We start from the raw sequence: 11,572 nt of genomic DNA, 5'->3' as shown, positions 1-11,572 counted from the left end.
GGGGAACGTCGTGAGCGACCAGGAGATCCAGATTCTCGACTTTGAAGAACTGCTTCGGTTTATCGAACGCCGCCTCGCCGAATCCGGCAAGTACGTCCAGCGAGATGCCATCATTGCCATCTTGCAGGCGGAAGAGGCGTTCCTGTTGGAAAAAGGCGTGCTGCAAGAAGTGAAAGAGTAGGCAAGAGGGCAGCCTGCGGGGGACCGCAGGCTGTTTCTTTTCGGCGGGGCTTACGGCTTCCCAAGCAAGTCGTACAGCGCTGCTTCCAAATCGGGATGGCGAAAGCGAAAACCGTGGTCCGCCAACCGCCTGGGCACACAATTTCTCCCGGTCAGCGCAAGACTTGGTTCCGTCCGCATGAACACGTACGCTCCCAGCCACACCAGGGGAGCGGGGGCCGGGGGTGCCCATCCCTTGTTCAGCACCTTTCGCAGCGCTGCCATGAATTCCTTGTTCGTGACCGGATGCGGCCCAGTCGCGTTGTAGATGCCGTTCATCGTGTCGTCTTCGACAGCCGCGAGGAAGATCTCGTTCAGATCGTCGATATGCAGCCAACTGATGTACTGGTTGCCCGACCCGACCGTTCCTCCCAGGTTGTACCGGACCAGCTTGACCAGCGGTTCAAGCGCGCCGCCGTCGCGTCCCAGCGCAAAGCCGATCCGCAGCAGCACCTTTCGGGTCGAAGGCAGCTCCTTGGCAAAAAAGGCCGCTTCCCATCGTTTGCAGACGTCAACGGAAAAGCCTGTTCCATGAGGAGCATCTTCGTCGCAGAGGTTTTGCGTGTCACCGAAAATGGCCAGGGAACCCGCCTGAACGAAGACCCGGGGCGGGTGCTTGCAGGTCAGAATGGCGTCGGTCAGCACGTTGACGGAATCCAGGCGGGAGCGCATGATTTCGTCTCGGTTTTTCTTGGTATAGATGCAGTTGACGCTTTTTCCGGCGAGGTTTATGACGGCATGACTTCCGTCGATTTCTTCCGTCCACGTGTCCATGGTCGCGCCGTCCCAGTGAACGTACCGGACATGGTCCCGCTCGGTCGACATGCCTCTCGTCAAAATGACGACTTCATATCCTCTTTGGGACAAAAACGCAGCCAGCGATTGCCCGAGAAAACCGGTTCCGCCTGCGAGAATCACTTTTTTGTTCACACGACCACCCTTTCCGGGAGTGTTTGCCCAAACTCCCATCCAATTATACCAAAAATAGGAGAATGGTGACGAAACCGTGTTGGCATAACGCTGCAGCGCGTACGTTTTTTCAGGAAAAAAGAGGAAACTCGGGAGGCGCAGCGAATTCTTGTTGCATCTCATTCTCAGGGTAAAGGAGTGCTCGCCTGTTGCAAGCAGGGATCTACGGCGGAAAACCGTCGATCGATTGGTACAAGGACGAACTGCGGCGAACAGTGGAAAATCTGCACAATCACATTTTCAAGTACAAGCGGGACGAAGACGGCCAGTTCGTCTTCACCCTCTCGGAAGGAAAGCTGGCGAGAGAGTTCGGATTGACGACGGATCGCATCAGCGGCAAGCGGCTGCAGGAAGTTTTGCAGCTGTGCAGCGAGGACATCATGACCATGTACGAAAAGGCATATGAAGGCCATGTGCTGGAGTACGAGTCGGCCATGGGGGAACGAATCTTCACGACGACGCTCTCCCCGATCGTCGAACAGGGGCGGGTCGTAGAAGTGGTCGGCTCCTCGACGGAGATTACGGAGCGCAAGCGCATGGAGCGTGAACTGCAGGAAGCGGAGGAATTGTACCGCAGCCTGGTCGAGGACACGTTGGTCGGCGTGTACATCGCGTACGTGAACGAACACAGCTTCGTCTACGTCAATCCCCGCATGGCCGAGATGTTCGGCTACACCCAGGAGGACATGATGCGCCTGGGAGCGGTCGATCTGGTCGTGCCAGAGGAGCGGGAGATTGTGCTGAAAAACCAGAGCCGCCGCTGCAAGGGAGACCGCTCGCCCATCCGCCATCAGTTTCACGGACTGCGCAGTGACGGCAGCATCGTCCATCTCGAAGTGCTGCAGAAGACCACGTCGTACAAGGGGAAGCCGGCGGTGATCGGCATTCTGCAGGACATCACGGAGCGCAAACGGGCGGAGGAGATGGTCCGCAAGTCGGAACTGCTCTCCGTCATCGGCCAGTTGGCGGCAGGGGTGGCGCACGAGATTCGCAACCCCTTGACCTCGCTCAAGGGCTTTTTGCAGCTGATGTACTCCCAACAGCAGGAGAAGCAGCAGTACTTTCACATCATGGTGTCGGAGTTGAACCGGATCGAGAAGATCATCAGCGAATTTCTCGTGCTGGCCAAACCGCAGGACATCGCCTTCAAGGAGAGGGACGTCGTTCCGATGCTGGAGCATATCATCGTGCTGGCGGAGACCCACGCCGTCATGCACAACGTCCGCATCGTCACCCGTTACGAACCCGATCCGCCTTCGGTCATGTGCGAAGAGAACCAGCTCAAACAGGTGTTTCTCAATCTTCTGAAAAACGCCATCGAGGCCATGCCGAACGGAGGAGAAGTGCACGTGGGCGTGCGGCGGGAGGGAGACACGGTGGTAATCAGCTTCCGCGACCAAGGCTGCGGCATCCCCGAAGACCGCCTCGCGAGACTGGGAGAGCCGTTCTATACGACCAAGGAGAACGGGACGGGCCTGGGGTTGATGGTCAGCTACCGGATTATTCACAACCACGGCGGAACCATTTCCGTCACGAGCCGGGAACAGCAGGGTTCCACCTTCGAGGTGAGACTGCCTGTCGGCTGAAAGCCCATGCCTGATTGCTTCTTGCGGAAAAAACCGGTATGATGGGAACGTACCATGAAACTTTCAGTAAGGACGTGAACACATTGACCGCAGAAAACAAAGACCTGGAACTGGGCGACATCATCACGCTGGATGACGAAAACGGCGAACCGCTTGGCGATTTTGAAGTCATCGCCTTGTTTGAACTAAATGGGAAGGAATACGTCGCCTTGACCGACGCGATCGAAGACGAGGCGAACGAAGACGACGTGGATGAGGAAGTGGACATTTTCGTATTCCAGGTCGACGGCGGCGAAATGGTGCCGCTGGAGGAAAGCGAGGAAGAAGCTGTCTACGTCAAGCTCAACGAGGTGCTGGAAGGCATCGAACTGATCGACGACGAAAAGTAAGCATGGCAGATACACATGCAAAAAAGCCGCTGCGGCAAAAGCAGCGGCTTTTTTCCTGCGCGAAAGACGCCTCCTTTGCGAGTGGTCAGTCGCTCATCTTCAAGATGTTGTCTTTCAGGTCCCGCACGACCAGCAGGCAGGTGTAGTCCGACTCCTGCAGCTCGCGAAAGAGAGCGGAGGCTTCGTCCTTGGTCAGCCCCAGTTTCTCCAGCCGCGTCCGCAGTTCTTCGCCGCCGTTGTCGAAAATATGCGCCTTGCTGTCGATGTCGCCGACGGCATCCTCGAAATGGGTGCTGTATTTGTAGTAGTTGCCGCGCTGGTTGGAGTGGTTTTTGTCCGGATTCCACTTGAGGACCCAGATGTCGTCCTTGTGGTAGCCGGAGGAATTGAGCGCCTGGATGTCGGAGACCAGCTCCTGGTCATAGCGGTGAAATTTCACAAACGGTTTTGCTGCGCTGATCAAGGAACTTCCCCCTTTGTCTGCCTCGGGTTTTCAACTCCTCCATAGCTTGCCCGATCTTCAAGCAATTAGCCGGAAAACATGGCGCCGTCCACACGGTCTTTCGTCCGAAAAAATTGGAAAACGTTGTATATTTTTGGAGGAAAACGATTCAATTTGTAGAACTTTTTTCCTGTTTCAAAAATCTTATCCCATCCACGGCGTCCGCTGTCGGACAGACCCGACGTCCTGCATGGGAGATTGGAGGAACAAACGGAATGGTGTACTCCCGCTCTTTCCAAACGGCAACGGAACTCGTCCCTTTTTGTTCAAGTCCCTTCTGCGTGCTGCCGATCGATTGGCTGGCGCAGCCCTCCTCAGCGGGTATCAAAAACACCAGGCTGACCCGTTTATACGAAAAGCTGGTCTATCCCGTCCTCGAACAGCGGGACGCATGTCTCGACGCCGCCCGGTACGTCTGCAGGGCGCTGGACGACCAGGAAACGCTCCTGCACGAGCAGGTGAACGACATCGTCAATTTCAGCTACAACCTCCGCTATCTGAACGACCGGCTGGAATTTGAAGACGTCGGTTTCCGCACGGAGAAACAGTCGCACGTGTTCGCCATCGGCCAGCAGGTGGGCAGCCATCCGCTGGTGCTGGCGACCGCGCGGGCCGTGGTGGACGACGAGCTGGACTGTTACGAACTGTTTGCGGGCGTGGAAAAGCCGGCGAAAGCGGCGGAATTCGTCCGATTTGCCTTTCATCCGCTGCTGGACGCTGCCGGCAAGGACGAACGGGCGAAACGGTATCGGCCGCTCCTCGACCTGCACAAGCGCTATCTGTTTCGCCTCATGCTGCGGCGCATGTTCGCGTTCATGGAAGAGCGGGGAATCCGCACGGTATTTGCCATCCTGCCGCTTCACGTCAAAGTGTTTCTGGAACAGACGGGCATTCGGCTGACCGGTGTGCCTACTGCCGTTCCCGACACCTCGGACAAGCACGCGTTCATGAGGCAGGCCTTTCAAAAGTACTGGCGGCCGGGCGCGGAAACCAGCCGGCAGCCGGCTCTGTACACGGTTGACTTCCGCATGTCGCCGCTGGTGCGGATCGTGGATGGACAAAGCATCGTGATCGATCAGGAGTGACAACTCACGCAAGAAAGGGGAGGTTTGCCATGACGGACCTGCGTTCGCTGCTGGCCGAACGAACAGAGATGAGAAGGGAGGACTGGCTGTTTGCCCCGCTGTTTTTCCGCCTCCAGCGGGAGGATGACCGCCGCCGCTTGCAGGACCTGTGCCGCAGGCAAGACGATGTCGTGATTCTCAATCCGTTTCGCGGACAGGTGGAGGAACTGATCAAGGCGAAGCATCCGGACCGCCGGTTCAGCCGGGAAGAGCTGTCCGAGGCGGTGGAAGACTATCTGGGGGAGGCTCCCGAGGAGAAAGGCGTGTGGGTGTACTACCCCTGGCGAAGGACCCTCGTCCATCTGCTGGACGAGGAGGAGTTCGCGTTTGTGCGGACGAACCGGAACCGAAACAAGATCACGCAGCAGGAACAAGAGGTGTTGTCCCGGAAGGCGATCGGGGTGATCGGCCTTTCCGTCGGCCAGTCCCTCGCGCTCACGCTGGCGATGGAACGGGTGTGCGGCGAGATTCGCCTGGCCGATTTCGACACGCTGGAACTCTCCAACCTAAACCGCATCCGGACCGGCGTTCACCACCTGGGCATGCCGAAAATCATCGTCACGGCGCGGGAGATTGCGGAGATCGATCCCTTTTTGAAAGTGGTCTGCTTTGCCGACGGGGCCAACGAGGAGAATCTGGACCGCTTTCTGTTGGAAGGCGGACGGCTGGACATCCTGGTGGACGAATGCGACAGCCTGAACATGAAGATTCTGAGCCGGCTCAAAGCCAGGGCGCTGGGCATTCCCGTCGTGATGGACACCAGCGACAGGGGACTTGTGGACGTGGAACGGTTCGACCTTGAACCGGACCGGCCGATTTTGCACGGGCTGGTTGACGGGTTGGACTACGACACCCTAAAGGGGCTGTCCAACCAGGAGAAGATCCCCCATGTGCTGCGGATCGTCGGGGACGGCGCCATCTCGGCGCGCTTGCGAGCGTCATTGGCGGAGGTGGGCAAAACCGTCTGCACCTGGCCGCAGTTGGCCTCTTCCGTCACGCTGGGAGCGGCCGTGGGCACCGACGTCTGCCGCCGGATCGCGCTCGGGCAGTTTCGCGCTTCCGGCCGATATTACGTGGATCTGGAACAGTTGATCGCCGACGGGAACTGCCTGGTTGTCTGAGGTTTGGCTTTGACCGATCTTCCCCTCTAGTGCTACACTTAGACATGGTATTTCTGTATGTGATGAGGAGAGTTGGTTATGCCGAAGTTCAAACTGTTTGCCGCCAAAAAGGGCGCAGCCGACCAGAAAAGGAACAACCAATTTGTCAAATTTGCCCGGCAGATTTACGTGGAGGCGAAGAAAGGCGGGCCCGACCCGAACGCCAATCTGAAGCTGAAAGCGATCATCGCCAACGCGCGAGCCATCAATATGCCGGTGGAAAATATCGAACGCGCGATCAAAAAGGCGACGGACACCGGAAACGCCGACAACTACGAAGAAATCCGCTACGAAGGATACGGACCGGGCGGCGTGGCCGTCATCGTCGAATGCCTGACGGACAACCGCAACCGGACCGCGGCCGACGTGCGCGCCATCTTCAACAAGCGCGGCGGCAACCTGGGGGAGACCGGTTCCGTCAGCTTCATGTTTGACAAGAAAGGCGTCATCACCATCGACCGCGAAGCGTTTCCCGTCGACGAGGACACCATTCTGATGCAGGCGCTCGAAGCTGGTGCCGAGGATATGGTGACCAACGAGGACTCCTACGAGATTTTGACCCACCCGCACGAGCTGGAACAGGTCAAAAGCGGACTGGAAGCGGAAGGCTACACGTTTGCAAACGCGTCCGTTCAGTGGATTCCGCAGAACACCGTCAAGATCAGCGGCGAGGATGCAGCGAAAATGCTCAAGATGATGGAGGCTTTCGAAGAGAACGACGACGTCCAAAACGTCTACGCCAACTACGAAATTGACGACGAGGAAATGGAACGCCTGCTGAACGAAAAATAACGCGGCGCATTCGGCCATCTCGCTAGGGCGAGGTGGCCTTTTTTCGGGCCTCACCCGTCACAGCGCGAGCGACGGCCGGGTGGTTTTTTTGCCCGCGGAATCGCATTTTCTCGCCGTCCACCGACAGCGGGCGTTGAATACAATCAATTCCATACGGTACAATAGCGATTAAGTGTTCGCTTTTTACCCGGACGGAGAACGGAACGTCACGTCCGTTCCGCACAAGGGCGACCACGGCTCCGCTTTTCGCCCAGGGCGCGGCCGGCGCCGCGTTTCCTTGCGCAAGTTGAAGAAGCAGAGGGGAGAACGCGATTGAAGGAAACAGATACGCTTACGTATACCGAAGAAGACATTCAGGTGCTGGAAGGCCTGATTGCCGTGCGCAAACGGCCGGGCATGTACATAGGTTCCACCGGCAGCCGCGGACTTCACCATCTCCTGTGGGAGATCGTGGACAACGCCAAAGACGAAACGCTGGCCGGTTTTAACGATACGATCATCGTCACCCTGCACAAGGACGGCAGCGTCAGCGTGGAGGACCACGGTCGGGGAATCCCCACCGGCATGCACAAGACGGGCCGCCCGGTGCCGGAAGTGATTTTTACCACGCTGCACGCCGGCGGCAAGTTTGGCGGCGGCGGATACAAAAAGAGCGGGGGACTGCACGGCGTCGGTTCCAGCGTGGTGGTGGCCCTCTCCAAATGGCTGGAGGTGGAGATCCACCGCGACGGCAAGATTCACAAGCAGCGGTATGCCTACGTGGTGGACGAAAAGGGCAACGAACACGTAGGCAAGCCGGTGACCGACCTGGAAGTGGTCGGCACCACCAAGCGAACCGGCACGACGGTCCGCTTTCTGCCGGACGACGCGGTGTTTGGCAGTGCCCGATTTGAATACGAGACGATCCGCGACCGTTTTCGCGAGACGGCGTTTCTGCTGAAAAAGCTGCGCATGGTGCTGATCGACGAGCGCGGACCCGAGATCAAACGGGAGGAGTTTTACTTCGAGGACGGGCTCAAATCCTACGTGGAGTACCTCAACGAAGGCAAGCAAACGCTCCACCCGGTCGTCTATTTCGAGGGGGAAAAGGAAAACGTTTACGTCGAGCTGGCGTTCCAGTACAACGACGGCTACACGGAGACGCTCGTCTCGTACGTCAACTCCATCCCGACGACGGACGGCGGCACGCACGTAACCGGCTTCCGCAACGGGACCACCCGGGTGTTCAACGAATTTGCCCGCAAAAAAGGCTACCTCAAGGAGAAGGACCCCAACTTGTCGGGCAACGACCTGCGCGAAGGCTTTCTCGGCGTGCTCTCGCTGCAGATGGCCGACGTTCAGTTCGAGTCCCAGACCAAGGACAAGCTGGGCAACGAGGAAGCGCGGACGATCGTGGAGCAGATCGTCTCGGAAAAACTGGGCTTTTTCCTGGAGGAAAACCCGGAGATCGGCAAGCTGTTGATCGAAAAGGCGATCCGTTCCGCCGAAATCCGCGAGGAACTGCGCAAACAGCGGGAAGCGCTGCGCGGCGACAAAAAGGGCAAAAACGCGAAAAAGCGGAAATCCATCTCCGACAAATTCGCGCCGCCGCAGTACAAGGACCCGAAGCGCAACGAGCTGTTCCTCGTCGAGGGGGATTCCGCCGGCGGTTCGGCCAAGCAGGCGCGCAACTCCGAGTTTCAGGCGATTTTCGGCCTGAAGGGAAAACCGCTCAACACGGAAAAGGCGAAGCTGTCCGACATTCTCGCCAACGAGGAGTTCCGCACCATTCTGGAGGTGCTGGAGACCGATATCGGGGAAGACTTCTCCATCGAAAACTGCGCGTTTGACAAGATCATCATCATGTCCGACGCCGACGTGGACGGGTCGCACATCCAGACGCTGCTCCTGACGTTTTTCTTCCGCTACATGCAGCCGCTGATCGCCGCGGGCAAGCTGTACATCGCGCAGCCGCCGCTGTATCAGGTGCGTAAGGAAAACCGAGGCAAGCCGGCGGACGTGGTCTACTGCTGGAACGATGACGAGCTGGAGCAGGCGCTCAAGCGGCTGGGGCGCGGTGCGGAAGTGCAGCGCTACAAGGGATTGGGCGAAATGAACGCCGACCAGCTCTGGGAGACGACGATGAATCCGGAGACGCGCAAGCTGATCAAGGTGCAGTTGGAAGACCTCGCCCATTGCGAAAAACTGGTCACCGTCCTGATGGGCGACAAGGTGCCGCCCCGGCGCGAGTGGATCGAGAACCACGTCACCTTTGAAGTGGGAGAGGATGAATAAGCATGCTGTCCAATCAGATTATCGAACAGAGCTTCGCGGAAATCATGGGGAAGCGCTTCAGCGACTACGCCAACCTGGTCATCCTGTCCCGCGCCATCCCCGATGCCCGCGACGGCCTCAAACCGGTGCAGCGCCGCATCCTGTACGCGATGTACCAGGAGGGCAATACGCATGACAAGCCGTACCGCAAATCGGCCAAGACCGTCGGGTACGTGATGGGGACCTACCATCCGCACGGGGACAGCGCCATTTACGAGACGATGGTGCGGATGGCGCAGTGGTGGAAAATGCGTCAGGTGCTGATTCAGGGGCACGGCAACTTCGGGAGCCTGGACGCCGACCCGCCGGCGGCGATGCGTTACACCGAGTCCCGCCTGTCCGCGCTGGCCAACGAAATGCTGCGCGACATCGAAAAAGACACGGTCACCTTCATCCCCAACTACGACAACTCGGCACAGCAGCCGGCCGTGCTGCCGTCCCGCTTTCCCAACCTGCTGGTCAACGGGGCGTCCGGGATCGCGGTCGGGTTTGCGACGGACATTCCGACGCACAACCTGGGAGAAGTGATCGACGCAGCGATTGCCCAGATGAAAAAGCCGGAGATCACGCTGGACGAGCTGATGCAGCATGTCAAAGGGCCGGACTTTCCCACCGGCGGCATCGTCCAGGGCACATCCGGCATCCGCAAGGCGTTCGAGACCGGGCGCGGCCAGTTTGTCATTCGCGGCCGCAGCCACGTGGAGGAGCCAAAAGGCGCCAAGGTGAAAAAGATCGTCATCTCGGAGATCCCTTACGATGTGATCAAATCGAAGCTGGTCGCCCAGATTGACGAACTGGTGATGGAGCGCAAAATCGAGGGGGCGCTGGCCGTCCGCGACGAGACCGGCCGTAAAGAGGCGGAGCAGAAAAAGGTGCGGATCGTCATCGACATCCGAAAAGACGCGGACGAGAACGCGATCCTCAACTACCTGTACAAAAACACTGACCTGCAGATATATTACAACTACAACATGAACGTCATCCACGAAGGCACGATCCGGCAGATGGGGCTGAAGGAGCTCCTGGCCGCCTACATCGACCACCAGAAAGACGTGGTGACGCGCCGCTCCCAGTTCGACCTGGACAAAAAGCAAAGACGGGAGCACGTCGTGCAGGGGCTGATCCGGGCCAAGTCGATCCTGCGGCAGATCGTGGAGACGATCATGAACTCCGAAGACCGGGCCGACGCCAAGAAGAACATCATGGAGCAGTACGGCTTCACGGAGGAACAGGCGGACGCGATCCTCGCCATCCAGTTGGCGTCGCTCACCCGGCTGGACATCGTCAAGCTGGAGAAGGAGCTTGCGGCGCTGGCCAAAGAGATCGAGGAATTGAAGGCGATCCTCGGCAGCGAAAAAAAGCTGATCCAGGTGATTACCGCCGAGCTGAACGAGATCAAGAAAAAGTACGCGGAGCCGCGCCTGACCGAGATCCAGGGGGAGATCGAGGAGGTCAAGGTGGACATCGCGATGCAGATCAACGCGGAAGACTGCGTCGTGACGCTGACCAACGAAGGGTACATCAAGCGCACCAGCCCCCGCTCGTTCAAGTCGATGGGCGGGACGATCGAGACCTGCGGCGTCAAGGAGGGAGACAAGGTCCGCTATTTTGCGGAGGCCAACACCTCCCACACGGCCTTGTTCTTCACCCAGGACGGCAAGTATTTTGCCGCGCTGGTCAACGCCATTCCTGACGACAAGTGGAAAGAGATCGGGACTGCGCTGGTGAACGTCATCCCGCTGGACAAGCAGCAGCGCATCGTCGGGTTTGCCATCGTGGAAGATTTCAGGCAGCCGCTCTACGTCTATCACGTCAGCCGCTCCGGCTTGATCAAGCGGACGGCGCTGGCCGAGTACGAGACGAACCGTTCCGGCGCGCTGGTGGCGGCCAAGCTGAAAGCGGAGGGAGACGAGTTCGTCACCGCGTTCGTGGCAGGAGAAGAGGGGGCCTTCCTCGCAGTGACCAAAGACGGCATGGGCATCCGTTTCCTGCGCAGCGAGGTGAGCGCGACCGGCCGCGCGTCCAGCGGCGTCAAGGCGATTTCGCTCGCGGCCGGCGACGAGGTGGTCGCCCTGCTGCCGACGGACACGGAGGATGCGCGGCCGTTCAGCCTGCTGACGGCGGAAGGGACAGTGAAGCGCACCTTGATCTCCGCCATCCCGCTGCAGGGCCGGGCGGGCAAAGGGGTTCAGGTGATTCGCAAGCGGAAGACCAACCCGCACCGGGTGGTGGCGGTGACCGTGGAAAACACGCTCTACGCTTTGACGGACAAACATGAGTGGGTACTGGTGCCGACCGAACAGGCGGCCGTGACGGAACAGGGCGGTATGGGCCGCAGCGTGGTGGCCGGCGGCGTGGAAGCCGTCGCCTATGAAGCCGTCCTGCCGGCCGAAGGCGAAAAAGCGGCGGAACCCCTGAAAGGGTCGGCCGAGGCGGAGCCGGCCGAAACGCCCCGGGACGGGAATTCCGTGGCCCAGTACAGCCTGTTCGACGACTCTGCGGATGAAAAGGAATGATG

The 11,572-nt window shown here is 59.0% G+C and carries 10 protein-coding genes; 8 read left to right on the top strand and 2 right to left on the bottom strand.

Going from position 1 to position 11,572, the window contains the following annotated elements; translation table 11 throughout:
• The first annotated feature begins 10 nt into the window (after positions 1-10).
• Positions 11-181, top strand: coding sequence for a hypothetical protein (locus tag FOI68_RS14425; RefSeq protein WP_162836721.1), 171 nt, complete (start codon positions 11-13; stop codon positions 179-181).
• Positions 182-231: 50 nt separating this feature from the next.
• Here the strand turns inward: FOI68_RS14425 and FOI68_RS14420 are convergent, their stop codons facing one another.
• Positions 232-1,149, bottom strand: coding sequence for a TIGR01777 family oxidoreductase (locus tag FOI68_RS14420; RefSeq protein WP_143863575.1), 918 nt, complete (start codon positions 1,147-1,149; stop codon positions 232-234).
• Positions 1,150-1,337: 188 nt separating this feature from the next.
• Between FOI68_RS14420 and FOI68_RS14415 the strand changes: the two genes are divergently transcribed.
• Both FOI68_RS14415 and FOI68_RS14410 read left to right on the top strand, forming a co-directional pair.
• Complete coding sequence (locus FOI68_RS14415) at positions 1,338-2,774, top strand: PAS domain-containing sensor histidine kinase (RefSeq protein WP_255433487.1); 1,437 nt, start codon at positions 1,338-1,340, stop codon at positions 2,772-2,774.
• Between the two features lie 83 nt (positions 2,775-2,857).
• A complete protein-coding gene (locus FOI68_RS14410) occupies positions 2,858-3,163 on the top strand; it encodes an ABC transporter permease family protein (protein WP_029099099.1) in 306 nt (101 codons plus the stop codon).
• Positions 3,164-3,248: 85 nt separating this feature from the next.
• Here the strand turns inward: FOI68_RS14410 and FOI68_RS14405 are convergent, their stop codons facing one another.
• Positions 3,249-3,626 (bottom strand): YflT domain-containing protein, encoded by a 378-nt coding sequence (locus FOI68_RS14405; protein ID WP_143863574.1) that lies wholly within the window; start codon positions 3,624-3,626, stop codon positions 3,249-3,251.
• 254 nt (positions 3,627-3,880) lie between these two features.
• Between FOI68_RS14405 and FOI68_RS14400 the strand changes: the two genes are divergently transcribed.
• The 5 genes from FOI68_RS14400 (at position 3,881) to parC (ending at position 11,570) form a co-directional block, all read left to right on the top strand.
• Entirely contained in the window at positions 3,881-4,750 is an 870-nt protein-coding gene (locus FOI68_RS14400; RefSeq protein WP_185973954.1) for a hypothetical protein, read from the top strand.
• Positions 4,751-4,779: 29 nt separating this feature from the next.
• Positions 4,780-5,910, top strand: coding sequence for an Rv1355c family protein (locus FOI68_RS14395; protein WP_143863572.1), 1,131 nt, complete (start codon positions 4,780-4,782; stop codon positions 5,908-5,910).
• 78 nt (positions 5,911-5,988) lie between these two features.
• The gene (locus FOI68_RS14390; protein WP_029099103.1) at positions 5,989-6,741 is read left to right on the top strand and encodes a YebC/PmpR family DNA-binding transcriptional regulator; all 753 of its coding nucleotides are present in this window, start codon (positions 5,989-5,991) and stop codon (positions 6,739-6,741) included.
• A gap of 312 nt (positions 6,742-7,053) precedes the next feature.
• A complete protein-coding gene (locus FOI68_RS14385; protein ID WP_143863571.1) occupies positions 7,054-9,015 on the top strand; it encodes a DNA gyrase/topoisomerase IV subunit B in 1,962 nt (653 codons plus the stop codon).
• Positions 9,016-9,017: 2 nt separating this feature from the next.
• Entirely contained in the window at positions 9,018-11,570 is a 2,553-nt protein-coding gene (parC, locus tag FOI68_RS14380) for a DNA topoisomerase IV subunit A (RefSeq protein ID WP_143863570.1), read from the top strand.
• Positions 11,571-11,572: the final 2 nt, after the last annotated feature.

It is taken from the genome of Brevibacillus sp. LEMMJ03, from assembly GCF_007197875.1.
GTDB classification, from domain to species: Bacteria; Bacillota; Bacilli; order Brevibacillales; family Brevibacillaceae; genus Brevibacillus; species Brevibacillus thermoruber.
Note: the sequence above shows the minus strand (reverse complement) of the source record. Positions and strands in the feature narration are given on the sequence as shown.

Bases quoted from the DNA above. Each gene is read 5' to 3' on its own strand.
- FOI68_RS14400 (WP_185973954.1), top strand. From the start codon at position 3,881: ATGGTGTACTCCCGCTCTTTCCAAACGGCAACGGAACTCGTCCCTTTT.
- FOI68_RS14395 (WP_143863572.1), top strand. From the start codon at position 4,780: ATGACGGACCTGCGTTCGCTGCTGGCCGAACGAACAGAGATGAGAAGG.
- FOI68_RS14390 (WP_029099103.1), top strand. From the start codon at position 5,989: ATGCCGAAGTTCAAACTGTTTGCCGCCAAAAAGGGCGCAGCCGACCAG.
- parC (WP_143863570.1), top strand. From the start codon at position 9,018: ATGCTGTCCAATCAGATTATCGAACAGAGCTTCGCGGAAATCATGGGG.